The sequence below is a fragment of the Marivirga sp. genome, assembly GCF_035704835.1.
Classification (GTDB): domain Bacteria; phylum Bacteroidota; class Bacteroidia; order Cytophagales; family Cyclobacteriaceae; genus Marivirga.
This window is the reverse complement of sequence record NZ_DASSWQ010000050.1, coordinates 45,472-70,086: the sequence shown is the minus strand read 5'-3', so window position 1 is coordinate 70,086 and position 24,615 is coordinate 45,472. Positions and strand designations below refer to the sequence as shown.

Sequence of the window (24,615 nt, the reverse complement as noted above, 5' to 3'; positions counted from 1 at the left end):
GCTTTTTAATGTGATCTGCTCTTCAAATTTCTTGATATGATCCGAAAAATGAGGCACTTCTCTCTTGGCTCTTTCAATTAATGTTTTGGCTGAATTAGCCTTGGTGTTTAACCATCCGTAATTTTTACTTAAATTGCTCATGATATTTATATTTTATATCATGAGCTTAACGCTCCGGTAAGTTGAAATACTTCAGCTACCGGAGGTTGAGTTCAACATTTGCTAAAATGCATTTGCTTACTGCTTCTAGCAAAGTGAGTAGGAATTCTCCACAAAGCCAAACAGCTATCTCATTTAAGGTAAAAGCAACCAAATTCCCTCACTCCTTTTGCTACTTAACTATTGTAGTTATGGTTTGGCTTCGCTACTTTAGTATTTCATAAGCGAAGTGTAGCAAACGCATTTTAGCTTCGCGTTAGGTGTAATTTGGCTACTGATAAATGGAATTTAAAGATCAGTTAGAAGAGAAATACAATGAATATCTAGCAGATGTTGCAAGAGATTTAGACTTATCAATATATGAGAAATATAATACTATAAACCACGGAGCTTTAATTAAACTTGAAAATTCACAGATAAGACTTCAGCTAACTAACGACAGAGGCTTAATCTCATTAGAAGTGAGTAGTGCTCATGCAGAGGAAGACTTTTACGATTTGGAATTAATTTTTGCTCTATTGAACCCTGAGAAATCTTTAGTAGGTCTTAAGAGAAAACAGATACTTAATAATAGAGTGAATTTAGAAAATCAAGTCTTATTTCTACAAGCCAAATATCAAGAAATAGCTTCCCTTTTTAGCGACAGTAAATATAGAATCACTAAACAAAGATTATCGAAACTTGGGGAAGAACGGTTTTTTGGTTAAAAGAAAACACCTAACATCTAAGCTCTAATGATGCGCGCTAAGGGCGGGGTTCAACATCATATAAGCGTAATACTGGCTGAATTGCTGATTTCGAGCTTTAGTGCTACTAAGAAAGTTTATCATGAACAGCTAGTACACCCGGATTTGCAAAAAAACCAATGTACCTAATAATTCAAGTGCATACTGTATTTGCATTGATTACTCAAGTTTAAGGACGAATTTTTTCGATTTTGGAATGAGTTTCTAGGTAAACGGGCAAAGCAGCTGAACCATACCATGTATAAATATCATAAGCTAATAAATCAGCTTTTATCGCAGGGTCAGTTTGTAAAAGTTCGGATACTTTAGCTTTATCTTGCTCGTTGAAAATAAAAATTCCGCGATAATTATTTTCATTTTTACTCAGGGGACCAGCTACAATTATTTTTCCAGCTTTCGCCAGTCTTCCTATATTATCTAAATGTCCACGAAATAGGCTATCCACTTTAGCTTTATCTTCAATTTTTCCACTGCCAGTTTTTAACATAACCAAGCTATAGGATTTCATTCCGTAATCATCAGCTCCTAAAGAATCGGCTAAATCTTTGTCATATTCCACACTTTGAGCGAATGCTGTAAAAGATAAGAGGAGTGAAAATAAAAATAAAAGGGTCTTTTTCATGGCTTTAATTTTAAAAATTAATAAGCGTGATTATCTTAAAAAATCTTCGATCAACCTTAAGAACTCCTCTGGTTTTTCTGCATGAATCCAGTGGCCAGCTCCTTCAATCATTTCAATTTTGGCATTTGGGAAGAAATTATTGATAGTGATATGGTCTTCAGATTGAATGTATTTAGAGTTTTTCCCACCTACAAAAAGAACATCTTTTTCAGTGGCTAATCTTTTCTCTAAGCCTTTTCCTACTATCTCAATATTCTTTTCTAAAACAGGTAGATTGATTTTCCATTCGAATTCTTTTTCATCATTTCTAGTGAGGTTTTTCAATAAAAATTGTCTGACACCTTTTTCGGGCACATATTCTGCTAATTTTTTATCCGCATCACTTCTTGATTCCAATTCATCTAACTTCAAGCTGCAAAGTCCTTCTAAAATAGTATCATGATGAACTGGATAGGCTTTTGGTGCAATATCAACTATTACTAATTTGTCATATAAGTCGGGATGCTGAACGGCAAAATACATAGCTGTTTTACCACCCATTGAATGACCAATAATATGAGGATTTTTTATTTTATTCGATTCTATAAATTCTTCCAGGTCAGAAGCCATTGCTTCATAGTTATGAACTTTATCATGTGGCGAATCACCATGATTTCTCTGGTCCACCAAGTATACCTTGAATTTTTCAGATAGCTTTCGTCCAATCGTCATCCAATTATCTGAAGAACCGAAAAGTCCGTGTAGAATGATTAATGGCTCTCCGCTATTACCTAATTCTTTATAATTTAATTTCATTTTTTAGATTTTTAGAATCTAGATACTAGAACCAAGATTTTAGAACCTAGTATCAAGAAAATTTTAATAATTTCAAATTTCGTCTAACATCCATCATACTTCACACATCATCCAACATCCCTCATCCTACTTCCAACTTCGGGCTCCCTACTTCTAACTCCCTTTTTCCCACTTCAATATTCTCTGAGTTCTCGAAGGTATAGTTGAATCGTATTCTCCAACCCATAATAAAGTGCATCGCAAATTAAAGCATGACCAATGCTCACTTCATCCATAAATGGAATTTGCTCTTTTAAGAATTTCAAATTTGCAAGACTTAAATCATGTCCTGCATTAATTCCCAAACCGGCTTCCTGAGCAATTTTAGCAGCTAAAACAAAAGGCTTAACTGCTTTTTCTCTATCCATAGCGTATTTTGAAGCATAAGGTTCGGTGTAAAGCTCAATTCTGTCGGATCCAACTTTTGCAGCTGCTTCAACTAATTTGGGATTTGTTCCAATAAATATGGAGGTCCTTACCCCCATTTCTTTTAATTGCGAAATGACATCTTTCAAAAAGTCATAATTTTTAATGGTATCCCATCCTGCGTTTGAGGTTAAAACCCCTGGTGGGTCAGGTACTAAAGTGGCCTGAGCGGGATTATTTTCTTGGATTAATTCTAAAAATCTAGCATCCGGATAGCCCTCTATATTAAATTCAGTGGTGACAATAGGAGCTAAATCGTAAACATCTTGGGTAGTAATATGTCTCTCATCCGGGCGAGGATGAATGGTAATGCCTTTGGCGCCAAAACGTTCGCAATCTTTAGCAACATTCACTACATTAGGGTTTTTACCGCCTCTTGCATTACGCAAAGTGGCAATCTTATTGATATTGACGCTTAAGCGTGTCATAATTTTATTTTTATATGATAACTTTGTCGGCAAGATAATGATTTTAAAAAATTTACTATGAGCTTAAAACAACAAATTGATACGGATATTAAAAATGCAATGAAGGCCAAAAATAAGGAAGAGCTTCAAACATTGCGTTCTATCAAATCCATGATTTTATTAGCTGAATCTGAGAAAGGGGCTGAGGAAAATCTTTCTGAAGATGCTGAAATGAAATTACTAATAAAAGCGTCCAAGCAGAGAAAGGAATCAGCGGAAACTTATAAAGAGAATGGTAGGGACGAATTAGCTCAGGCAGAATTATTTGAATTAGATGTCATTGAAAGATATTTGCCAAAGCAAATGTCTGAAGCGGAAGTACAAGCTAAATTAAAAGAAATTATTGCTAAAGTAGGTGCTTCTGGCCCACAGGATATGGGTAAAGTAATGGGCGTTGCTACAAAACAATTAGCTGGAAAAGCTGATGGAAAAATGATTTCTCAATTAGTAAAGCAATTGCTAGCTTCTTAAATGAAAACCCTTGATATCATTTTACTGGTACCTCTGTTTTTTGGTGCTTATTTAGGCTTTAAAAAAGGGCTCCTATTAGAAATTGTATCATTAGTTGCTCTTATTTTGGCAATAATTGGTGCTTTCAAACTATTGGATTTTGGAATGGAATTGCTACAGCCGTACTTCCAAAATTGGGAACATGCTTTACCTATTATTTCATTCATATTGCTTTTTATTGCAATATTATTGATAGTTAATTTGGTTGGTAAAATTGTGAAAAAGATTTTAGATATGACCCTCTTAGGAGGGCTAGATAATTTTGCTGGAGCGGTTATTGGTTTATTAAAATGGGCCTTTGGTGTCAGCTTAGTACTTTGGATGGGCGAATCGATTGAGATTAGTGTTTCACCAGAAATGGCAGAAGGGACGTATGTTTATCCAATTATAGCATCAATCGCGCCTTTTGTAGTGGATTTAATATCTGCTTATATGCCGTTTATTCAAGATGTTTTTAATCAATTGAAAGCACTTCTAATAAAATAATATTCATGATTTTAATTTTGGATAATTTTGATTCTTTTACCTATAATTTAGTTGATTATTTTAATCAGATTGGTGAAGAATGTGACGTTATTCGAAATGATATAGCTCCCGAAACGATTGATAAGCTAAAATACTCAGCATTAGTATTGTCACCAGGGCCAGGAAAGCCTCAAGATGCTGGGTTTTTAATGGAATACATCAGCTTTTTTGAAAATGAGATACCCATTCTAGGAATATGTTTAGGTCATCAAGCAATTGCTAAGCATTTTGGAGCCAATGTAAAAAAAGCATTAAAACCTATGCATGGTAAAATTTCAACTATCCATTTGGTAACTGATGATAGATTATTTGATGATATGACTAGAAAATTTGACGTTGTCAGATATCATTCTTTGGTTGTAGAAGGTTTTGAGCAAACCATGCTGATTCCTTTAGCTAACACTATCGCCAATGAAAACATGATTTTCAAACACCAATTTCTTCCTATTTATGGCATCCAGTACCATCCTGAAGCAGTGCTTACAGAATTTGGATTAAAAATTTTATCGAATTGGAGTGCATTAGTAAATAGAAAAAAGGAAGCAATAGTCAATAAATTGTAGTAGTTTAAAGGAAATTGATATATTTAACCATATGAAATATTCTAGCGTTAAAGCGAATGAGATATTGGATTCAAAATGAAAGGCGTTAAAAGACTAAGTTTAGTGAATTAAAGTAAATTATGAAAATACATAAACAAGGAGAATATAGTTTTATAGATGAAGGAGCAGGCGAGCCATTAGTTCTTTTGCACGGATTATTTGGGGCTTTAAGTAATTGGGAGGCAGTTGTGGGCAAATTTTCCCAAGAATATCGCGTTTTAATTCCATTATTACCTATTTATGAAATGCCAATAAAACAAGCCGGTTTAGGCGCACTTACAGATTTTGTAGAGGGCTTTGTAAAGCAACAAGGTTTAGAGCAAATGACTTTAATTGGTAATTCTTTAGGAGGACATGTAGCATTAATTTATACACTTAGGCACCCTGAACAAATCAAAAGATTGGTCCTTACAGGAAGTTCAGGTCTTTTTGAAAATACTATGGGGGGGTCATTTCCGAAGAGAGGAAGCTATGACTATATTCAAGAGCGAGTAGCTTATACCTTTTATGATCCTAAAACGGCTACAAAACAATTAGTAGATGAGGTTTTTGAAACTACTAAAAGTATCCCAAAATGTATGCGAATAGTTGCCATAGCGAAATCGGCTCAAAGGCATAATATGCGCGAAGAAATAAAAAAAATTACAGCACCAACTTTATTAGTTTGGGGCTTAAACGATACCATTACTCCACCAATGGTAGCTCATGAATTCGATAAATTAATCCCAAATACAACTTTAAAATTTATTGACAAATGTTGCCATGCACCAATGATGGAACATCCTGCAGTATTTAACAAATACCTTGATGATTGGTTAAAAAACAAGGAGCTAGTAACAACAGCATGACAATAGAATTAATTAACGATATGATCCCGCCTCTTAAGGTGACCGATGATGCGGCTAAAGCATTAGTGTGGATGGAAGAGTTAAGACTTCATGCCTTGCCCGTTATAAAGGATAAAAAATTCCTGGGATTTATTACGGAGGACATGATAATTGACCAAAATAATGTGAATGCAAAAGCAGGAGACTTTATTTTGAAGGGAGAGGATTGTTTTGTTTTTGATTATCAGCATACCTACGAAGCAGTTAAAAAAGCAACAGACTTTGATTTTGAATGTGTAGTGGTGGTGAGTGCGGAAGAAGAATATTTAGGGGTTGTGGTGCTTTCTGATGCATTGTCCATTTTTTCGCAATCCGCTTCTATTCAAAGTGAAGGGGGGGTTATAGTATTGTCAATGAATCAAAATGATTATTCATTAACAGAGATTAGTCGCTTAATTGAATCAAATGAGGCACAAATTATGGGTTCAAGTTTAAATATTGATATAAATGAGCCTACTAAATTTAGATTAACGCTAAAAATCAATAAGATTAATTTGGCACATGTTATTGCCACTTTAGAGCGTTTTGGCTATAAAGTGGTGGCTAAATATCAGGAAGTAAAATCAATATCCAACGAAAAAGAAAGATTGGATATGCTAATGAGATATTTAAATGCCTAGTTCAGTAACAATTGCGCTTCATGGGAAGGTATTTAATGATGAAGTTAAGCCGCATATAAAAAGGGTAGTCGATTTTTTCAACCAAGCCAATGTTGAATTAACGGTTTCACAATTATTTGCTAGAAAATTTACTGAAGCATTTCCAGAATATTCCGATTTTGCAATTTTTAAAAAACTAAAAGTAGAAGATAAAATAGATTATCTGATAAGCTTAGGCGGTGATGGTACCTTGCTAGAAGCAGTTAACTATGTGGGAGCTCTAGAAATTCCAATTTTAGGTATTAATACAGGTCGACTCGGATTTTTGGCGACTACCTCAAAGGATAAAATTGATAAAGCATTATCAGATTTATTAAACAAAAATTACAAAATAGATAGCCGTGCACTAATTTATTTAGAAACAAGCTCAAAAGTTTTTGGTGAAAAACCATTTGCGTTAAATGAATTTGCGATCCTTAAAACAGATTCATCATCCATGATTACAGTTCATACGTATGTAGATGGAGAGTATTTGAATTCCTACTGGGCAGATGGATTAATAGTAGCTACTCCAACGGGTTCAACGGGATATTCTTTAAGCTGTGGTGGACCAATTATTCTGCCACATTCTAACAATTTTGTTATTACTCCTGTTAGTGCTCATAACCTAAATGTAAGGCCATTGATAGTTTCTGACCAAAGTGTAATATCCTTCAAAATAGAAGGTAGAAGTAATAAATTCTTGGTGTCGCTCGATTCAAAATCGCATTCTGTCGATTCTACTGTTAAAATGTCGGTTAGGAAAGGTGACTTTAAAGCAAAATTGATTACGTTCGATCAGTCAAATTATTTTGATACACTCAGGCAAAAATTAAATTGGGGATTAGATTTAAGGAATTGATTTCCACTTATTTAAATTATTTGTGTTAATTTTGCTTGTTAAGTTACGAACCGCTAAAAGTATGAAGAAATTATTACTGTTGTTTTCCATTATCATGTCTGCCGCAATAATATTGCCTGAAAGTGTGGATGCCCAAATTTTTGGTGGCAAAAATAAAAGGAGAAAAAGCAGTCGGAAAATAGGTTCCTTTTCAGGGTCTAGAAGGCTTTTCAATCCTGAGATCTCCTACTATGCAGTTGGCGGTGGGATAAATGCTATGAATTATTTTGGGGAAATTGCACCAAGACCTACTTCATTGAGTACTGATATTTCATTCACACGACCAGGAGTTAATTTATTTGTTAAGCAAAAGTTTGGAGATAGATATACCTGGAAAGTGAATTTTATGTGGGGTAGATTGCAAGGTTCCGATGTAGAAACAGTTGGAGGAGGTGATGGAAGTAATTTTGTAACTGAGAATGCCAATAGATATTTAAGAAATTTAAGTTTTAGAAATGATATTTATGAATTGTCTTTTCAAGGGCAAATTGACTTATTTAAACATGGAGGAAGATTTTCTTCTCGTCCGCCATTAAATATTTATGCTATTTTTGGAGTGGGAGCAATTTTTCATGAGCCTAAAGCACAAGCACCGGAATATTTTACAACTGATTCCTTCTTAGCATCAAATCCTAATGATTTTACTGGTGGTCAAACTCCTCGTTATTATGAATTAGCTGAGGCGGGTGAATATGTAAGTTTATGGCAATTAGGTACTGAAGGGCAAAGAGCAAGTACGGAAGCTAGAGAAGCTTATCTGCAAGCGTTTGGAAAAGAATTACCAACTCCTTATAGCAGGATTTCAGTTGTCATACCGGTAGGGATAGGAGCTCGTTACAAATTAACAAGTAACTTAGATATTTCCATGGAGGTTGGTTATCGACACACCTTCACTGATTATCTTGATGATGTTAGTGGTGAATATGTAGATTTAGGAGTTTTTGGAAGTTTGGCTGATTTAAGAGCAAACCCTGAAGCAGCACTCGCTATGGCAATGTCTGATAGGTCCAACCAATTCTCAGAAGAAGATTTTAACAATATTCAAAACTTTGTTTATGTACCCGGGACAGATACTTACTCTTCAGATATAACTGATTTGATGTGGTCTAGAGCTAAAGGATATGGAAATAATGGAGGAAATGTCGGACAAGAAGATTTACGCAATATAAGAGGAAATCCAAGAGATAACGACATTTATATCACAACAAATATCTCTATCACATACATTTTAGGGGGTGGACTCGTTAGAGGTGCAAAGTTTAGATAATCTATGTGGAATAATCCTTCTAAAGTAGTACGATATATTTTATTTTTTTTGATTGCCGTTTTAGGTATCAGCAGTCAAACAAATGCTCAATCTAAAGAATTCGGAGGAGGATTGGCAAGCTTTAATTACACAGGAGATTTAATTCGTAATTATTCAATTCAAAATCAAACGTTTGGAATCAATCTCTTTTATGTAAAAAACTATCAGTATGGTTGGTCAGGAAAACTTAATTTCGCAGCTGGCAGAATAAAAGGAAGTGATGAAAATCCTATAGATCCACAAGCTGCAATACGAAGTGCCTCTTTCCAAGATTTTATAACTGAAATTTCAGGGCAAGCTACCTATGAATTTCTTGATTTCAGAAATGACAAAGCATTGGTCAAATTCACACCTTATTTAACTGTTGGGGCAGGTTTTTTCTTGATAAATCGTGCAGAAAAAACGACAGACTACAGTGATATTCAGCTTATGATTCCATTCGGTGGGGGGGTGAAATATAGCTTAGGGCCATTATGGACATTAAATTTTGAGTTTTCAGCTAGAAAATTATTTTACGATTATTTAGATAATATTTCGCAAGAAATAATAACAGATAAAAGGAATTCAAATTTTCAATTTGGTGACTGGAATGATAATGATTGGTATTATTTCACAGGATTTTCAATTAGTTATACATTCTGGGGAGTAAATTGTCCAGTCCCATTGAAAAAATAGAAATCAGAAATCCTTCACAAGTTTATTAATAGTTATGATTTTCGTACCTTGCGCCTTTATTTGGAGCAGTTGATTGAACATGGAAAATAATTTGGATAAAAACAATTTACCAAAACATGTAGCCGTTATTATGGACGGAAATGGAAGATGGGCTAAAAAGCAGGGTGCAGCCAGAGTTTTCGGTCATAAAAATGCCATCAAGTCTGTTCGTGATACAGTTGAAGGTTGTGCAGAACTGGGAATTTCTCATCTCAGTTTGTATGCTTTTTCAACAGAAAATTGGGCTAGACCTAAGATGGAAGTAGATGCACTCATGCAATTGCTGGTTTCGACCATTAAATCTGAGATGAAAACATTAATGGAAAATGATGTGAGACTCTCTTCCATAGGAGCTATTGAGAAATTACCAAAGAAATGCTATCAAGAGTTACAGTCTGCAAAAGAGCAAACGACCAATAATAAAGGATTAAATTTGATATTAGCCTTAAATTATAGTGGTAAGTGGGATATTATTCAAGCATGTAAAAAAGCGATGTCTGATAATTTGGATGGCAATTCTAAGGCAGAAGAGTTAACAGATATTAAATTTGAGGAGTATTTATCTACAGCTACTATTCCTGACCCTGAGCTATTGATTAGAACAAGTGGAGAATTTAGGATAAGTAATTTTATGTTATGGCAATTGGCGTATACTGAAATTTATATTTCAGAAATTTTATGGCCAGATTTCAGAAAGGAACATTTGCATAAAGCATTATTAAACTACCAAACTCGAGAGAGAAGATTTGGAAAAGTATTAAGTGAATGAAAAAACAGATATTAATTATTATCAGTATTCTATTTTGTGGGAACGCTTTGATTGCACAGATAAATCCTTCACTGGATTTCAGCAAACCAAGGAAATATGAAGTTACGGAAGTAGTGGCGGAAGGATTGGAATATTTGGATGAAGGAGCGGTAGTTTCTATTACAGGAATAAGAAAAGGAGACAGAATTGATATTCCCGGAGATGATATTTCTTTTGCAATAAAGAAAATGTGGCGCCAAGGATTATTTGCTGATATAACCATAAAATATGAAATAGTTGAGGAAGGAAAAATTAAGTTGATTCTTGAATTGGTAGAATTACCAAGACTAACACAATATAGCTTCGAGGGAATCAAAAAATCAAAACAAACTGAGCTTTCCGATGAATTAAGCCTAGTTAAAGGTAGGATTTTGACTGATGCATCGGTCAAAAATGCAGAATTAAATATAATTAAATATTTCAAAGGGAAAGGTTTTTTGAATGTGGAAGTAACTTCCAGACAAAAGCCTGATGACGTGGTAAGCAATGGAGTTGAATTAATATTTAAAATCGAAAAAAATAATAAAATAAAAATTCAAGATCTTTATTTTGTTGGGAATGAAGCATTCGGAGATAGGAGACTAAAATCAAAACTTAAGAATACAAATGAAAAGTTAAGATTTACCATTTTTGAAGATGTAATTAGTAGAGCTATCAATTCAAAACCTAAGCATTGGTTTCAGTTTTTCACTCAACAAGATTCAGTTAGCTTAAATAGAGCATTAGATTACCTAGGAGAACATGTAAACGTTAACTTCTTTAAGTCTTCTAAACTAGTTAAAGAAGATTTTGAAGAAGATAAAGTGTCACTTATTCAATTCTATAATAGCAAAGGCTACAGAGATGCTGAAATCACCTACGATAGCATCTTTAAAGTTGGCAAGAATATAGCAGTTGAAATTGGAGTGTATGAAGGTCAAAAATACTACTTTAGAGATATAAATTTTACTGGAAATTTCACTTATAATGATGAAGTATTAAAAACAGTATTAAATATTGATAAAGGGGATGTTTATAATTTAGAAAAAATAAATAGAAAACTAAATTACGATCCTACTGGAAATGATATCAGTTCCATTTATATGGATAATGGCTATCTGTTTTTTAATGTTACCCCAGTTGAAGTAAATGTAGAGCAAGATTCCATCGATTTAGAATTAAGAATTTATGAAGGTGCACAAGCCACTATTAATAAAGTCACCATTTCGGGTAATACGAGAACGAACGATCATGTAGTTTTAAGAGAACTGAGAACTATACCAGGAGAGAAATTTAGTCGAGAAAAATTAATAAGAACACAGCGTGAGCTCTCCCAATTAGGATACTTTAATCCTGAAACAGTAAGCCCAAGCCCAGTACCTAATCCGAGTGATGGGACTGTAGATATTAACTGGGATTTGGAGGAAATTTCCAACGATCAAATCCAGCTTTCTGGTGGATGGGGTGGATATATCGGGTTTGTTGGAAGTTTAGGAGTAACCTTTAATAATTTCTCTATAAATAATTTCTTTGACTTTAAAAATTGGGATCCACTTCCGGTTGGAGATGGCCAAATTCTTTCATTGCAATTTCAAGCAAACGGAAGACAATTCCAGAGCTATAACTTTTCATTCACAGAACCATGGTTAGGAGGTAAAAAGCCAAATGCGTTAACAATTGGTGGTAGCTATTCATATCAAGGTGATTTTGAAGATTGGAGAAACCCACGTTTAGGAATAGCAGGGTCTTTCAAAATCTTTAGAGGGTTTGTAAGTTTGGCTAGAAGGTTGAAATGGCCTGATAATTATTTCACATTAGCTAATTCATTGGAATATTCCAGATATACATTGAATAATTCTAGAAGATTTGGAGGGCAATTAGGATGTACGGATTGTGAGTCAAACAACTTTAATTTTAAAACTACGATTGCTCGAAATAGCGTGGATAATCCTATTTATCCAAGAAGTGGTTCAAATATAAGCTTATCAATTTCTTTAACACCTCCCTATAGTTTACTTACTAATAGAGATTATGATAATTTGACATTCGAGCAGAGCATTAACTTTTTAGAGTATAATAAATGGATGTTTGATGCATCATTTTTCAATAAAGTCGTGGGTGACCTTGTTATTAATACAAGAGCAAACTTTGGAATCATTACGAGTTATGGAGATGAAGTAGGAGTTGGCCCTTTCGAAAGATTCATTCTGGGTGGTTCTGGTTTAGCAGGAGGGCAAGGATTTATTCTTGGAAGCGATATTATTGCACTAAGAGGTTATGAGGATAATTCACTCAGACCAATTGAGTCGGTAAGAAGTGTTGAAAAAGGTGACGTAACTACTCGTCAGATTAGTGGCGGTACGATATATAATAAATTTGTGATGGAACTAAGGTATCCTATATCTTTGAACCCTTCTGCAACAATATATGTACTCGGTTTTGGTGAGGCGGGAAATACTTGGACTAGTTTTGACGACTACAATCCATATGACTTAAAACGTTCAGCAGGTGTAGGTGCGAGAATCTTTATGCCAGCTTTTGGTACAATTGGTATTGATTGGGGCTATGGATTTGATAATGCGCCTGGTAGAAATCAACCGAGTGGTGGACAAATTCATTTTACGATTGGAAATCAAATAAGATAAATTGGTATGAGATTTGTTAATGTCCTTATAACAATTGTAATTTTGAGTATTAACACGCAAATGGCGTGTGCTCAAAAGTTTGGTTATGTGGATTCAAAATTCATCCTTAGTAAAATGCCAGAATATCAAGAGGCAAAAGATGAAATAAATGCTTTAACTTCTGCTTGGCAAAATGAGATTAAAGAGATGCGTAAGGAAATTGAATCAAAGTATGCTGAACTGAAAGCAGAAGAGGTACTTTTAACCAATGATTTAAAAAACGAGCGCTTGGCTGATATTGAAAAGAAAGAAAAGGAAGTTGAGGAGTATCAGAATAAAGTATTTGGCGTAAATGGGTTGCTTTTTCTAAAAAAGAAAGAATTAGTGAAGCCTGTTCAAGATAAAGTCTTTGAGGCAGTTGAAGTTGTTGCAAAAAGGGAACGTTTACAAATAGTATTTGATAAAGCGGGCGAATTAATAATGATTTACACTGATCCTATTCACGACTATACAGATTTAGTTTTGGAAGAATTAGGGTTGATTGATGAAAACGATTTAAATAAAAATTAATAAAGACAGAAAAAAGATGAAAAAGGGTTTAGTTTTGATTTTAGCATTGGGCGTATTTTTTACAGCAAATGCCCAACAAACAAAAATAGGTTTTACTAATGCGGATTACGTATTAAGTTTAATGCCAGAGTCTAAAGTAGTACAATCTCAAATTGAAGCGTATGAAAAGCAATTTTCAAATTCAATTCAGCAAAAATATCAGGATTTTCAAACAGAAGTAGCTGAATATCAACAAAATGCACCTACTATGACTGAACAAGTCCGAGCTGAAAAAGAACAGGAATTGCAAGATTTACAGCAATCTTTACAAAAATTTCAGCAAGATGCTGAGCAATCTATTCTTCGTAAGCAACAGGAGTTGTATCAGCCATTGTATGAGAAAATTCAAAATGCAATTGATAAAGTTGCAGAAGAAAACGGATATACTCATGTTTTAAGAGCTGAGTCTTTATTGTATATAGGTGATGAAGAAACTGGTGATATTTCTGATATGGTTTTAAGAAAATTAGGAGTTGAACCACCAAAAGCTTCAGCAACTGACGAATAATCAATATTGAAAATATACCGAATTTCTATTTAGCAGCTATTTATTGAACTTAGCCTCGAATTTATTCGAGGCTTTTTTTTTAATTTTTCCAAAGTTCTGAACTTTGGAAAATGTTTTCTTGAAAAGAATATATTTATGATACAAAATCCACCATTCCTTTCTGGAAAAGATTTAATTCTGGTCATTAGCCCTTCTGGAGTGGTAAATGAAGGTTTAGTTCGAAAAGGAGCTTTCATTCTAGAAGAAGCAGGGTATAAAGTTGATTTTGCCCCTAACGTTTTTAATGCTCATTTTAAGTTTGGTGCCAAACATCAAGAAAGACTTTCTGATTTACAGTATGCCTTAGACCACAAAGAAGCAAAAGCCATTTATTGTGCCAGAGGAGGTTTCGGAATTACGCATATTATCGATTCTTTGGATTGGACTCAGTTTAAGAAATATCCAAAGTGGATAATTGGCTTTAGTGATATTACAGCTCTCTTACATGCTACTTTTCAAAATGGATATTGTGCATTACACACCAGCGTTCTGCAAGGATTACCTAAGCTATCCATTAATTACCAATCACAAGTTATACATGCATTGTCTGGTAAGTTTGAAAATTTGAAATCTAAAAGTTCCTTTAATAAAGATGGGAGTGCTTATGGACAATTAATCGGAGGTAATCTATCTCTTTTGGTTCATCAAATTGGAACAAAAACTGAATTAGATTATACTGGTAAAATTCTTTTCATTGAAGAGGTGGCAGAACCTCTTTATCATATTGACCGAATGATGCTGCAATTAAAAAGAGCTGGGAAATTAAGAGAGTTGGCTGGATTGGTAGTGGGTCAGTTTACAAATCTATCGGAGGATAAATCCATTTATGGGCAATCAGTGGAAGAAATCATTTTGGGTCACTGCCAAGATTATGATTTTCCTATAGGTTTTAATTTTCTATTTGGGCATGGTGTAGATAATGTTCCTATTATTCATGGGGCAGAAACTAGTCTTAAAGTTGAAAAGGGATTTTCGACTTTAGAATACAAAAATTTACCCCAACAAAAACCCAGCTAGCAACCCAATCAATACCACATAAGGAGCTGGAATTTTTGTGAATAGTAAAATTCCCACAGTACCAATTATCAAACTAAAATTGAGCAGGTTAGTCTGAACCGGTTCGAAAAGCAAGAAAATTGCCGCTATCACCATTCCAGAGCTGACTGCGGTGATACCTTCAAGCGAGGCTTTTATGATCCTGAATTTTTTCAGTTGATCCCAGAATCTAATCAAGAAAATCATCATCAAGGTGCCCGGAACAAATATTCCGACTGCGGCTAAGAAGCCACCTAAAATTTCACCCCAAATGCCATATTCTCGCATGGAAAGCGCGCCTATATAACTGGCAAACGAAAAAGTAGGGCCAGGAATGGCTTGAGCAATTGCAAATCCACTAAGAAATTCTGAGGAAGACAAATAATGTTTGAAATCAACAAATTCCGTATAAAGAAAGGGAATCAATACCTGTCCACCACCAAATATCAAGCTTCCGTTTCTGTAGAAATTCTCTAAAAGTCGGATGGGTAATGATTGAGTATATAATCCAATTATAGCAATTAAAATCAAAACACTGATCCAGATGATTAAAGCCGTCCACCTGATTTTAATCTTTTCCTTTTCCTCTATCGGTTGAGACTTGTATTTGAATGCGGTTATAAATCCACCAGCCAAAATCAATGCTGGAAATAAGTAAGGTGAATTAATCCAAACTGAAATGGCCGCTGATATAATTAATAATACCACACTTGTTTTAGTATGAATTACTTTTTTAACAATCCTGTAAGCTGCAGCTGCCACAAAGCCGACTGCAATCGGCTGCACAAAAGTTAAAAAATGAGTAGAAACCTCTCTTTCATCTAGATTTGACATTAAAATTCCAAAGCCAGTCATTAAAGCAACTCCTGGAATAACCCAGACAAATAAAGTCAAAAAAGCAAAAGGTGCTCCTCCTATTTTTGTAGCCAGACCCGTTAAGATTTGAGTAGAAGAAGGCCCTGGCAACATTTGGCACAGGGCGTTCATTTCTATCAATTCTTTTTCAGTTAAATATCCTCTTTTGTAAACTAAATGATCCAAAAAATAGGCAAAATGGGCAGTAGCACCTCCAAAAGTGGTGATAGATAGGATAAATATATCCTTTAAATATATTAGATATCGGATATTTCTAACCACTAATTACTTCTTCAGCAATCCAATTTCGGCTAATCTTTCAGCCAGAAATTCTCCAGCTTTCATATCAGTATAATTTTTAGGGTTTTCCTTATCCACGCAACTATCTAAACAGGTTAAATCCATGCTTGATTTCGGATGCATAAAAAACGGAATGCTATAGCGGGAAGATTTCATTTGTTCTCTTGGCGGATTTACTACCCTATGAATAGTAGATTTTAATTTATCATTAGTCAATCTTGCCAACATATCTCCTACATTCACCACCAATTGATTAGGTAAAGCTGTAATCGGAATCCATTCGCCATCTCTTCTTAAAACTTGTAATCCATCTGCACTAGCGCCCATCAACAAAGTAATTAAATTAATATCACCATGTTGAGCTGCTCGAACGGCATCTTCTGGCAAATCTTCAGGATTTTCAATCGGTGGATAGTGAATTGCACGCAAAATACTATTTCCGTAGGTTACTTCTGAATCGAAATAATTTTCATCCAAACCTAAATAAAGCGCAATGGCTCTCAACATCTCAAAGCCAGTTTTCTCTAATTTTTGATACGCTTCTTTGGCTAATTCAGCTAATTCCGGAACTTCAGATGGCCATAAATTATTAGGATATTCTTTTTTCATTTCATGACCATCAGGCACGAATTGTCCAACTTGATAAAATTCTTTTAAATCAGGTACTTTGTGCCCTTTTGCTTGCTCTTTACCTTTGCTTGTATAGCCTCTTTGTCCTGCTAGCTCTTCTTTTTCATAGGCTTTTTTCTGCTCAGGACTCAGGTTAAAGAATTTCTCAACTGCTGCATAAAGCTTTTGGCTTAAATCATCGCTTAAGTAATGTCCCTTTATGGCGACAAATCCTATATTATTGTAGGCTTCACCTAATTCTTTGACAAATTTTGCTTTTGTTTCTTTTGTTCCCTTGGTGAAATCCTCCAGATTTAAGGATGGAATTTCATTATATAATCTTTTGCTCATAACAGTATCGAAGTTTATTAAGTTGATAGTGTAACATATTCGCACTACCTTAGTACACATTACTAGAGTAAAATAAAACAAAAAACACAAAACCATGAAAAAAGCCACAATAAGATTTAGTTTTTTATTTGCGATGGCAGCAATATTTGCTTGTAGCACCGGAAATAATGAAGAAAAAGCCACGTCTGAGGATGAAAATTCAACAGAAGAGAATTCTGAAAAATCATCGTCTATTAGTTTAACACCAGTAGAATCCCCTGAATTTGAGGATTCAATGTTAGAAATGTTAAGCCCAATGGAAAATGAAACCAACTTGGAAGCTGGCGCAGTTAAGTTTTCTTACAATGTGAAAAATTATGAATTAGCAACACAAACTATAGATGCGGATATTAAAAACTGTGCAAATTCGCCTAAAGGTCAACATATTCATTTGATTTTAAATAATCAGCCGTATTCTGCGCATTATGAGTCTGAATTCACCAAAGATTTAGAAGAAGGTCATTATGTAGCCTTATCTTTCCTGTCTCGTTCTTATCACGAAAGTGTGAAGAGCTATGGTGCAGCTAATATTCGTCAGTTTACAGTAGGTAAGAAACCAGCTGATGAAGAAATAGCTGATTTATCTGACCCACATATGTTTTATAGCCGTCCGAAAGGAACTTACACTGGTGATGATGCCAAAAAAGTATTATTAGATTTCTATTTATTGAATACTGAACTTTCTGAAGAAGGGAATAAAGTAAGGGCTACTATTAATGGTCAGGAGTTTATGATAGATAAATGGCAACCATTTTTTATTGAAGGTGCTGAGATGGGCGAAATGACTATTAAGCTTGAATTATTGGATGCAAGAGGAGAGTTAATTCCTAGCCCTTTCAATCCAGTTGAAAGAACTGTTACTTTAGAAGAAGGTGATGCTTCTTGATTATTTATAAATTAAAATTTAGACCCGCTAGGCTTCAAAAATCTTGCGGGTTTTTTTATATCAACTTTTCCAAAGTTCTTAACTTTGGAAAAGGTAATCAGGCTTCTTTGGTCAATTCTCAGTTGAAAAACATTTTGTCAATTGAAAAATTAGCACATCATTCGCTAATTACTTAATTTTAGCACTGTAATAAAAGATGTATGAAATAAACAGAAGGAGAATTATCTGATACTTAACTAATTTTCATACCATAAAGTAATAACTCAATATTATGAATTATCCGATAAGCGAACGCATCAATAATATGTCAGAATCTGCAACTTTAGCTATGGCAGCTAAAGCTAGAGAATTGAAATCTCAAGGAATTGACATTATCAGTTTGAGTTTGGGAGAACCTGACTTTAAAACTCCTAAGCATATTCAGGAAGCAGCTAAAAAAGCGATTGATAGCGAAAAATATTTTACTTATCCACCAGTATCAGGTTATCAGGATTTGCGTGAAGCGATTGCCCGCAAACTGGAAAAGGAAAATGGTATTCCCAGTTCTGCTGACCAAATCGTAGTTTCCAATGGAGCTAAACAATCGATAGCGAATTTGATGTTGTCCTTATTAAACCCAGGAGATGAAGTGATTGTCTTCGCTCCATTTTGGGTAAGTTATACGGAATTGGTGAAATTGGCAGGAGCAACTCCTGTTTATGTAACTGGGACGCTTGAAAATGATTTCAAGCCTACTGCAGAGCAATTGAAAGATGCTATTACAGATAATACAAAAGCCGTTTTATATTCATCTCCATGTAATCCTACAGGAAGTGTTTTTTCAAAAGCAGAGTTAGAGAAACTGGCGATGGTACTCAGGCAATATGATAATATTGTGGTGATGTCTGATGAGATTTACGAGCACATCAATTTCGGAAAAGAAGGACATGTAAGCATGGCTTCTTTACCTGGAATGGCCGAAAGAACCATCACGATTAACGGTTTTTCAAAAGGATTTGCCATGACAGGCTGGAGAGTGGGTTATATTTCTGCTCCATTACCGATTGCTAAAGCAGCTGCGAAAATACAGGGTCAAATTACTTCTGGTAATGCTTCTATCTCGCAAAGAGCAGCTTTAGCAGCAATCACAGGAGACCTACAACCAACCCGTGATATGACCAAAACCTATCACAAACGCAGGGATATGGTGTTGGATTTATTGAAAGAAATGCCTGGTGTTGTGACTAATGTACCGACAGGGGCGTTTTATATTTTTCCAGATATCAGTAGTTTCTTTGGGAAGTCTGATGGAGAAACAAAAATAAAAGATGCAGATGAATTAGCGGTCTATATTTTGAAGAAAGCGAATGTTTCAGTAGTAACTGGAGGTGCATTTGGAGCACCAAATTGTATTAGAATTTCTTATGCTGCTTCTGATATTGAACTGAAAGAAGCAATGAAGCGCTTGAAGAAAGCATTAGCAGAATTGAACTAAATAGAGCCTATTTAAATAGATAGCGTCATGCCGGAAAATTAAGTCTTAATTTTTCAAAAGACTTCATTTATGCGGTATTTCTTGTCAAATTTCCGAGATGACGTATTGCCATTTATTTGAATAATATAAAGTACCAAATTTTATTGTTGAGTAATTTTATTTTAGAATTTAATAGATGTCGATCAAAAGTATTCCTGATATATTTAAAGCATTTCAACAACTGAAAGTATTGGTCATTGGTGATGTGATGATTGATGCTTATATCTGGGGCACTGTTTCAAGAATTTCTCCTGAAGCGCCTGTGCCTGTTGTAAATGTTAAAAATCGTGAAAAGAGAATGGGTGGGGCGGCTAATGTTGCTTTAAACTTACAATCATTGGGAGCAGAGCCGATTTTATGTGCTGTTTTAGGAGATGATGAGGGGGCAGATATTTTTGAAGGCTTATTGGAAAAAAGAAATATCACAGGAAAAGGCATCATTCGTAGCAAGGACAGAATTACCACTCTTAAAGAACGAGTTTTATCAGGTTCACAGCATTTATTAAGAGTAGATTCCGAAAGTCTAGAGCCGTTAATTCAAGCAGAAGAAAATTTATTACTGGCAAAAATTCTTGAATTGATTAATGAGGTAGATGTTATTGTTTTTGAGGATTACGATAAAGGTACGATTACTCCTCAAATCATTCAGCAAACTGTAGAGAAAGCCAAAGAATTAGGAAAGCCAGTTGTTGTAGATCCTAAGAAAAATAATTTCTTCGATTATAAGGGAGTTGATTTATTCAAACCTAATTTGAAAGAGTTGAAAGAAGGTATGCACGTGGATTTCTCCAATTCTGATCAGGATATGCTAAAAGAGCAAACACGATTATTGCGTGAAATGCTTTCTGCCAAGTTTGTGATGACTACTTTATCTGAAAAAGGAGTTTACATTCAATCAGAGAAAGAAGATTTTTTAATTCCTGCTTATAAAAGAAGTATATCTGATGTTTCAGGTGCTGGAGACACGGTAATTAGTATTGCAGCCCTCTGCATAGCATTAAAACTAAGGTCTGATTTTGTTGCTTCACTATCAAATTTAGGTGGTGGAATCGTTTGCGAGGAATTAGGGGTTGTACCAATTGATGCTAAAAAGTTGGAAGTAGAAGCAATAAAGCATAATTTACAGTTCTAAATAGGGCATAAATTTAAAAGCCAAGCATTTCTAATAGAATGAATTTTTCAAAGCTTAAAAATGACGTAATAGAGTGGTTAAATAATGCAATCTACAACAGTAGAAACGCAGTATTAAATACTTTAGTATCATTAAAGGCATTTATTTGGCTTACTGCCGCTATTTTATTGTTTTTCGTTTTTGGATTTGAAACGGAGTCTAATGAGTTAGATCAAGTCTTTTTAGGGCTCGATATTGTTCTGATAATTTATTTCTTCTCATTCTTAATTCGCCTACTTTATGAATTCCGAAGGACTGAATTTCTGAAATCTAATAAACTGGAGGCCGTATTGGTATTTATTATCATTATCAATACAATAAGTAATTATTATTTTGATAATCAACTAATAAAATACTTAGCGGATACACTTGGTTTTAAAAATTATGAAGACGCATATCTCACTTTTATTACCTTCTACTTCTTAGTATTAATTATATATGAATTTATCAGGGCAAGTACCGTTCTTTCCAAATTAAAGACGAAGCCTGCTAGAACTTTTATCTATAGCTTTTTGCTATTGATTGCCTTTGGAACAGGAGTATTGATGTTGCCAGCTATGAGTGTTGAGGAAGGCTCCATGTCTTTTATGGACGCTTTATTTACCTCAGTTAGCGCAAGTTGTGTTACTGGATTGATAGTAGTGGATACTGCCACATATTTCACGATGAAAGGGCAATTTGTCATCATGATTTTATTTCAACTAGGGGGATTGGGAATTATTTCTTTTACCTCCTTTTTTGCCACTTTCCTCAAAAGTGGGGTAGGTATTAAACAACAATTAATGCTTCAGGATTTTTTAGTGAGTGATTCTTTGTTTTCCGCAAAGGGCTTATTAAGAAAAATCATTGGTATTACTATCATAATTGAGGTTATATCCTTCATTATGATATTTTTTAGCTGGGGAGAGGATGTTGTATTTGATTCCATGGGACAAAAGATATTCTTTTCGGCTTTTCATGCAGTAAGTGCATTTTGCAATGCAGGGTTCAGTTTATTTACAAATGGGCTGTTTGAAGAAGAAGTTGCAAATGGATATGTGTTACATATTATTATTGCCTTGACCCTTATCTTAGGTGGATTAGGATTTTCTACTATTCAAGATTTATTTTCCAGGAAAAACCTAAGAGATAGGTTTCAGAATCCTTGGAAGGACTGGGCGCTAAGCACTAAAATAGCGGTTTATACTTCATTAGTTTTACTTGCATCAGGTACACTGATATTTTATCTATTAGAATATAACAATACACTATCAGATAAAAACTTCATTGAATCATTAATAGCAAGTTTCTTTCAATCAGCATCAGCTCGTTCAGCAGGTTTCAACACAGTCGACTTTGCTGCACTAAGAACGCCAACTTTAATTGTAATTACCTTTTTAATGTTTGTGGGGGCTTCTTCTGGTTCTGTAGGTGGAGGAATTAAAACGTCAACTTTCTATTTATTGATAGTTTCAGTTTTCGCTACTTTAAGAGGAAGATTAAAAATTGAGATTGACAGAAAATTCATTCCTAAAGAATTACTGTTTAAAGCTTTATCCATTTTCTTCTTTGCTGCTTCATTAAATTTAATTGGGATTTTTATCCTTACGATTACCGATAGTAATTTCACCTTAAGGCAATTAATTTTTGAGCAAGTTTCAGCTTTCGGAACTGTAGGGTTAAGTACTGGTATTACTGCTGATCTTTCATTTGCCGGTCGGGTTGTTATTATCCTTTCCATGTTCATTGGTAGGGTAGGGACATTAACATTCGCCCTTGCCTTAAGCAGCAGAAAATCTACTCAAAGCTATAAATATCCTAAGGCGCATTTGATGGTGGGGTAAATTTGCCTTCTTTATTTCCAACTAATTTCATAAATAAGTTGTCTTTAAAACTGATACTATCAACCTTAATTTTTTTAATCAATGAAGATCTTAATTATTAGTTTCCTAATAGCGTCCGTTGGATTCTGTACTCCTAAATGTGATGAGAGTAATCTTATCGATGCTTACGCCTTTCCGGAAAATATGGAGGAATTAATTCCTTACGAAAATCAAGATAAATTTACGCTCATCCATAATTCAGGAACTGAAATTCCTTTTGAGGTATTTAGAAATTCCACAATTGAAACTGGAGGCTGCGACCATTGTTGTGATTATTATACCTATGAAAACGAAGAATTATTCGTTATTTCTGATTATCCTTTCTATGATATCCAATTTAATATTAATGCTGGAGAGGAAGGGATATTTAATTACGGAATTTCTATAGGAAGAGAATATTTTTCATTGGAAGAAAATATGCAAATGTCAGATTCTGTAAAAATTAATGATCAGTACTTTCATGAAGTGTTTAAATTAAAAAGCAATAGCTACAGTGAGGAATATGAAAGAGAGGTTGATAGTTTGTATTTCAATTATTCTACTGGAATTCTGAAAATAATTCAGCAAAACGGAGATACTTATGAAATTCATTAAATTATTCCTCTTTGCATCTTTTTTACTATTAATTTCATGTAATGGAGCTATAGTTTACGAAGAAATTGACCTCCAAGCTGAGACAGAAGCCTGGATTGTGCAGGAAGAAAGTTACCGTAGTTTTCAAATGACAGATGAAAATGGGATTAAAAATAGCTGGAATCTTACAGAGGAAGATAATTATTATAGTGAGTCAGGGAGTGCATTTTTATTAATTCCTACACGCAAGACAATGCGTGAAATGTATTATCAAAAATTCAGGAATACCATTTTAGGTGATTTTAGTATAAACGCTGATGCTGGATTCTCTGATGTTAATCCTTGGGTATCTTTTAATATGCCTGATTTATCTTTTGAATTTGATGCAGTAACTCATAAACCAAATCGTTTATACTTGTCCCCAAATAATGGTAAATCTTTTTCATGGTCAGAATATGAGGATGTGGAACTGCCTTTGGAATTTCAAGTCGTGACCAATTTTGAAGTTAATGGTAAAACTTATCAAGAGGAGGTTGCAATTTTTGAATTAACGGATCAGATAGGGATTTTAGAACCAAAAAGTGTAGTAAAATTTGCCTTTTCAAAAGATGTAGGACTTATTTTTATAGAGCTTAAAAGCGGGTTGAAATATTTTAGGATTTAAATTCAAAGTGCCAATCTGGCATAAGAAATTCTTTGGTGCTATTTTCGCTTAATGGAGCACATGGCAAGTATGGAATTTTATAAATATCAAGGAACAGGCAATGATTTTGTGGTGGTAGATAATCGTTCCCAAAAGTTGGATAGAACAGATAAAACCATAGCCCAAAAACTTTGCGACCGTAAGTTTGGAGTGGGTTCCGATGGATTGATATTAATTGAAAATCACAAGGAATATGATTTTGAAATGATATTTTTTAATCCGGATGGATCTCAAAGCATGTGTGGGAATGGAAGCCGATGTGCTGTTAAATTCGCTCAATTTTTAGGTATAATTGAGAATAAAACTACTTTTCTTTCTACGGATGGAGTTCATAAAGCCACTATTGAAGGTGATATTATTCGCTTAAGTATGCAGGATGTAGCCCAATCCAAAATCAATACTTTTCCTGAGCATTTTACCATTAATACAGGTTCTCCTCATTATGTTATTTTTGCCAGTAATTTAAAAGACAAAGATGTAAAAGAAGAAGGGGCTAATATTCGTTATAGTGATGAATTTGCAGCCGAAGGCATCAATGTTAATTTCGTTGAAAAGCAATCTAATAATAAAATTTCAGTTAGAACCTACGAACGTGGTGTTGAAAATGAAACCTTGTCATGCGGGACTGGGGTTACGGCTTGTGCCATAGCTCATGTGTTGCATGGAGGTATTTCTCCTGTTGAAATTGAAACCTTGGGGGGGCAATTAAGTGTTGAGTTTGAGTTGGAAAAAGATGCTGCAAAAAATGTGTGGTTAATTGGACCGGCAAAGAATGTTTTTAAAGGTGAAATCACACTTTAAAATTTAAATAAAT

At 34.4% G+C, this 24,615-nt stretch carries 26 protein-coding genes; 21 read left to right on the top strand and 5 right to left on the bottom strand.

Annotated features, from left to right (window positions below; translation table 11 throughout):
- Positions 1-440: 440 nt before the first annotated feature.
- Positions 441-866 (top strand): hypothetical protein, encoded by a 426-nt coding sequence (locus VFM92_RS08365; protein ID WP_325121755.1) that lies wholly within the window; start codon positions 441-443, stop codon positions 864-866.
- 208 nt (positions 867-1,074) lie between these two features.
- Here VFM92_RS08365 and VFM92_RS08360 read toward each other — a convergent pair whose 3' ends face one another.
- The 3 genes from VFM92_RS08360 to VFM92_RS08350 all read right to left on the bottom strand — a co-directional run bounded on the left by VFM92_RS08360 (position 1,075) and on the right by VFM92_RS08350 (position 3,215).
- Positions 1,075-1,527 carry a YciI family protein gene (locus VFM92_RS08360; protein WP_325121754.1) on the bottom strand — a complete coding sequence of 151 codons (453 nt, stop codon included), beginning with the start codon at positions 1,525-1,527 and terminating at the stop codon, positions 1,075-1,077.
- Positions 1,528-1,557: 30 nt separating this feature from the next.
- The gene (locus tag VFM92_RS08355) at positions 1,558-2,322 is read right to left on the bottom strand and encodes an alpha/beta fold hydrolase (RefSeq protein ID WP_325121753.1); all 765 of its coding nucleotides are present in this window, start codon (positions 2,320-2,322) and stop codon (positions 1,558-1,560) included.
- Between the two features lie 173 nt (positions 2,323-2,495).
- Positions 2,496-3,215 (bottom strand): pyridoxine 5'-phosphate synthase, encoded by a 720-nt coding sequence (locus VFM92_RS08350; protein WP_325121752.1) that lies wholly within the window; start codon positions 3,213-3,215, stop codon positions 2,496-2,498.
- Positions 3,216-3,272: 57 nt separating this feature from the next.
- Between VFM92_RS08350 and VFM92_RS08345 the strand changes: the two genes are divergently transcribed.
- The 13 genes from VFM92_RS08345 to VFM92_RS08285 all read left to right on the top strand — a co-directional run bounded on the left by VFM92_RS08345 (position 3,273) and on the right by VFM92_RS08285 (position 14,921).
- Complete coding sequence (locus tag VFM92_RS08345; RefSeq protein WP_325121751.1) at positions 3,273-3,725, top strand: GatB/YqeY domain-containing protein; 453 nt, start codon at positions 3,273-3,275, stop codon at positions 3,723-3,725.
- The gene (locus tag VFM92_RS08340; protein WP_325121750.1) at positions 3,726-4,250 is read left to right on the top strand and encodes a CvpA family protein; all 525 of its coding nucleotides are present in this window, start codon (positions 3,726-3,728) and stop codon (positions 4,248-4,250) included.
- A gap of 5 nt (positions 4,251-4,255) precedes the next feature.
- Positions 4,256-4,852, top strand: coding sequence for an aminodeoxychorismate/anthranilate synthase component II (locus tag VFM92_RS08335; RefSeq protein ID WP_325121749.1), 597 nt, complete (start codon positions 4,256-4,258; stop codon positions 4,850-4,852).
- Positions 4,853-4,971: 119 nt separating this feature from the next.
- Complete coding sequence (locus VFM92_RS08330; protein WP_325121748.1) at positions 4,972-5,739, top strand: alpha/beta hydrolase; 768 nt, start codon at positions 4,972-4,974, stop codon at positions 5,737-5,739.
- The gene (locus tag VFM92_RS08325; RefSeq protein WP_325121747.1) at positions 5,736-6,398 is read left to right on the top strand and encodes a CBS domain-containing protein; all 663 of its coding nucleotides are present in this window, start codon (positions 5,736-5,738) and stop codon (positions 6,396-6,398) included. The genes VFM92_RS08330 and VFM92_RS08325 overlap by 4 nt, the downstream gene beginning before the upstream one ends.
- A complete protein-coding gene (locus VFM92_RS08320) occupies positions 6,391-7,278 on the top strand; it encodes an NAD kinase (protein WP_325121746.1) in 888 nt (295 codons plus the stop codon). The genes VFM92_RS08325 and VFM92_RS08320 overlap by 8 nt, the downstream gene beginning before the upstream one ends.
- 61 nt (positions 7,279-7,339) lie before the next feature.
- The gene (locus VFM92_RS08315; protein WP_325121745.1) at positions 7,340-8,584 is read left to right on the top strand and encodes a hypothetical protein; all 1,245 of its coding nucleotides are present in this window, start codon (positions 7,340-7,342) and stop codon (positions 8,582-8,584) included.
- 3 nt (positions 8,585-8,587) lie between these two features.
- Positions 8,588-9,298, top strand: a complete 711-nt coding sequence (locus VFM92_RS08310) for a DUF6089 family protein (RefSeq protein ID WP_325121744.1) — start codon at positions 8,588-8,590, stop codon at positions 9,296-9,298.
- A gap of 79 nt (positions 9,299-9,377) precedes the next feature.
- Positions 9,378-10,106, top strand: a complete 729-nt coding sequence (locus tag VFM92_RS08305) for an isoprenyl transferase (protein WP_325121743.1) — start codon at positions 9,378-9,380, stop codon at positions 10,104-10,106.
- Entirely contained in the window at positions 10,103-12,769 is a 2,667-nt protein-coding gene (locus VFM92_RS08300; RefSeq protein WP_325121742.1) for a BamA/OMP85 family outer membrane protein, read from the top strand. The genes VFM92_RS08305 and VFM92_RS08300 overlap by 4 nt, the downstream gene beginning before the upstream one ends.
- 6 nt (positions 12,770-12,775) lie before the next feature.
- Complete coding sequence (locus VFM92_RS08295) at positions 12,776-13,318, top strand: OmpH family outer membrane protein (RefSeq protein WP_325121741.1); 543 nt, start codon at positions 12,776-12,778, stop codon at positions 13,316-13,318.
- 16 nt (positions 13,319-13,334) lie between these two features.
- The gene (locus VFM92_RS08290) at positions 13,335-13,865 is read left to right on the top strand and encodes an OmpH family outer membrane protein (protein ID WP_325121740.1); all 531 of its coding nucleotides are present in this window, start codon (positions 13,335-13,337) and stop codon (positions 13,863-13,865) included.
- A 135-nt stretch (positions 13,866-14,000) separates the two neighbouring features.
- Positions 14,001-14,921, top strand: a complete 921-nt coding sequence (locus VFM92_RS08285; RefSeq protein ID WP_325121739.1) for an LD-carboxypeptidase — start codon at positions 14,001-14,003, stop codon at positions 14,919-14,921.
- On the opposite strand, the gene chrA is transcribed toward VFM92_RS08285, so the two are convergent.
- The gene (gene chrA, locus VFM92_RS08280) at positions 14,898-16,076 is read right to left on the bottom strand and encodes a chromate efflux transporter (RefSeq protein WP_325121738.1); all 1,179 of its coding nucleotides are present in this window, start codon (positions 16,074-16,076) and stop codon (positions 14,898-14,900) included. The genes VFM92_RS08285 and chrA overlap by 24 nt on opposite strands.
- Before the next feature lie 3 nt (positions 16,077-16,079).
- Positions 16,080-17,054, bottom strand: coding sequence for an isopenicillin N synthase family dioxygenase (locus VFM92_RS08275; protein ID WP_325121737.1), 975 nt, complete (start codon positions 17,052-17,054; stop codon positions 16,080-16,082).
- Positions 17,055-17,148: 94 nt separating this feature from the next.
- Here VFM92_RS08275 and VFM92_RS08270 point away from each other — a divergent pair, with 94 nt between their 5' ends.
- The 7 genes from VFM92_RS08270 to dapF all read left to right on the top strand — a co-directional run bounded on the left by VFM92_RS08270 (position 17,149) and on the right by dapF (position 24,602).
- Positions 17,149-17,979 carry a phosphopeptide-binding protein gene (locus VFM92_RS08270; RefSeq protein ID WP_325121736.1) on the top strand — a complete coding sequence of 277 codons (831 nt, stop codon included), beginning with the start codon at positions 17,149-17,151 and terminating at the stop codon, positions 17,977-17,979.
- A gap of 271 nt (positions 17,980-18,250) precedes the next feature.
- Positions 18,251-19,453 (top strand): pyridoxal phosphate-dependent aminotransferase, encoded by a 1,203-nt coding sequence (locus VFM92_RS08265; RefSeq protein ID WP_325121735.1) that lies wholly within the window; start codon positions 18,251-18,253, stop codon positions 19,451-19,453.
- A 175-nt stretch (positions 19,454-19,628) separates the two neighbouring features.
- Complete coding sequence (locus tag VFM92_RS08260; protein ID WP_325121734.1) at positions 19,629-20,624, top strand: bifunctional ADP-heptose synthase; 996 nt, start codon at positions 19,629-19,631, stop codon at positions 20,622-20,624.
- Positions 20,625-20,662: 38 nt separating this feature from the next.
- Positions 20,663-22,486 (top strand): TrkH family potassium uptake protein, encoded by a 1,824-nt coding sequence (locus VFM92_RS08255; RefSeq protein ID WP_325121733.1) that lies wholly within the window; start codon positions 20,663-20,665, stop codon positions 22,484-22,486.
- An 81-nt stretch (positions 22,487-22,567) separates the two neighbouring features.
- Positions 22,568-23,119 (top strand): hypothetical protein, encoded by a 552-nt coding sequence (locus tag VFM92_RS08250; protein WP_325121732.1) that lies wholly within the window; start codon positions 22,568-22,570, stop codon positions 23,117-23,119.
- Complete coding sequence (locus VFM92_RS08245; RefSeq protein WP_325121731.1) at positions 23,106-23,762, top strand: hypothetical protein; 657 nt, start codon at positions 23,106-23,108, stop codon at positions 23,760-23,762. The genes VFM92_RS08250 and VFM92_RS08245 overlap by 14 nt, the downstream gene beginning before the upstream one ends.
- A 60-nt stretch (positions 23,763-23,822) precedes the next feature.
- Complete coding sequence (gene dapF, locus VFM92_RS08240) at positions 23,823-24,602, top strand: diaminopimelate epimerase (RefSeq protein WP_325121730.1); 780 nt, start codon at positions 23,823-23,825, stop codon at positions 24,600-24,602.
- Positions 24,603-24,615 lie beyond the last annotated feature (13 nt).

What these genes read in the sequence shown, in the direction of transcription:
- VFM92_RS08310 (WP_325121744.1), top strand. Translation starts at nt 8,588, where the DNA reads ATGTGGAATAATCCTTCTAAAGTAGTACGATATATTTTATTTTTTTTG.
- VFM92_RS08320 (WP_325121746.1), top strand. Translation starts at nt 6,391, where the DNA reads ATGCCTAGTTCAGTAACAATTGCGCTTCATGGGAAGGTATTTAATGAT.
- VFM92_RS08330 (WP_325121748.1), top strand. Translation starts at nt 4,972, where the DNA reads ATGAAAATACATAAACAAGGAGAATATAGTTTTATAGATGAAGGAGCA.
- VFM92_RS08250 (WP_325121732.1), top strand. Translation starts at nt 22,568, where the DNA reads ATGAAGATCTTAATTATTAGTTTCCTAATAGCGTCCGTTGGATTCTGT.
- VFM92_RS08285 (WP_325121739.1), top strand. Translation starts at nt 14,001, where the DNA reads ATGATACAAAATCCACCATTCCTTTCTGGAAAAGATTTAATTCTGGTC.
- VFM92_RS08360 (WP_325121754.1), bottom strand. Translation starts at nt 1,527, where the DNA reads ATGAAAAAGACCCTTTTATTTTTATTTTCACTCCTCTTATCTTTTACA.
- VFM92_RS08345 (WP_325121751.1), top strand. Translation starts at nt 3,273, where the DNA reads ATGAGCTTAAAACAACAAATTGATACGGATATTAAAAATGCAATGAAG.
- VFM92_RS08305 (WP_325121743.1), top strand. Translation starts at nt 9,378, where the DNA reads ATGGAAAATAATTTGGATAAAAACAATTTACCAAAACATGTAGCCGTT.
- VFM92_RS08365 (WP_325121755.1), top strand. Translation starts at nt 441, where the DNA reads ATGGAATTTAAAGATCAGTTAGAAGAGAAATACAATGAATATCTAGCA.
- VFM92_RS08340 (WP_325121750.1), top strand. Translation starts at nt 3,726, where the DNA reads ATGAAAACCCTTGATATCATTTTACTGGTACCTCTGTTTTTTGGTGCT.
- VFM92_RS08245 (WP_325121731.1), top strand. Translation starts at nt 23,106, where the DNA reads ATGAAATTCATTAAATTATTCCTCTTTGCATCTTTTTTACTATTAATT.
- VFM92_RS08260 (WP_325121734.1), top strand. Translation starts at nt 19,629, where the DNA reads ATGTCGATCAAAAGTATTCCTGATATATTTAAAGCATTTCAACAACTG.
- VFM92_RS08255 (WP_325121733.1), top strand. Translation starts at nt 20,663, where the DNA reads ATGAATTTTTCAAAGCTTAAAAATGACGTAATAGAGTGGTTAAATAAT.
- VFM92_RS08300 (WP_325121742.1), top strand. Translation starts at nt 10,103, where the DNA reads ATGAAAAAACAGATATTAATTATTATCAGTATTCTATTTTGTGGGAAC.
- dapF (WP_325121730.1), top strand. Translation starts at nt 23,823, where the DNA reads ATGGCAAGTATGGAATTTTATAAATATCAAGGAACAGGCAATGATTTT.
- VFM92_RS08295 (WP_325121741.1), top strand. Translation starts at nt 12,776, where the DNA reads ATGAGATTTGTTAATGTCCTTATAACAATTGTAATTTTGAGTATTAAC.
- VFM92_RS08270 (WP_325121736.1), top strand. Translation starts at nt 17,149, where the DNA reads ATGAAAAAAGCCACAATAAGATTTAGTTTTTTATTTGCGATGGCAGCA.
- VFM92_RS08335 (WP_325121749.1), top strand. Translation starts at nt 4,256, where the DNA reads ATGATTTTAATTTTGGATAATTTTGATTCTTTTACCTATAATTTAGTT.
- VFM92_RS08350 (WP_325121752.1), bottom strand. Translation starts at nt 3,215, where the DNA reads ATGACACGCTTAAGCGTCAATATCAATAAGATTGCCACTTTGCGTAAT.
- VFM92_RS08315 (WP_325121745.1), top strand. Translation starts at nt 7,340, where the DNA reads ATGAAGAAATTATTACTGTTGTTTTCCATTATCATGTCTGCCGCAATA.
- VFM92_RS08290 (WP_325121740.1), top strand. Translation starts at nt 13,335, where the DNA reads ATGAAAAAGGGTTTAGTTTTGATTTTAGCATTGGGCGTATTTTTTACA.
- VFM92_RS08325 (WP_325121747.1), top strand. Translation starts at nt 5,736, where the DNA reads ATGACAATAGAATTAATTAACGATATGATCCCGCCTCTTAAGGTGACC.
- VFM92_RS08265 (WP_325121735.1), top strand. Translation starts at nt 18,251, where the DNA reads ATGAATTATCCGATAAGCGAACGCATCAATAATATGTCAGAATCTGCA.
- VFM92_RS08355 (WP_325121753.1), bottom strand. Translation starts at nt 2,322, where the DNA reads ATGAAATTAAATTATAAAGAATTAGGTAATAGCGGAGAGCCATTAATC.
- VFM92_RS08275 (WP_325121737.1), bottom strand. Translation starts at nt 17,054, where the DNA reads ATGAGCAAAAGATTATATAATGAAATTCCATCCTTAAATCTGGAGGAT.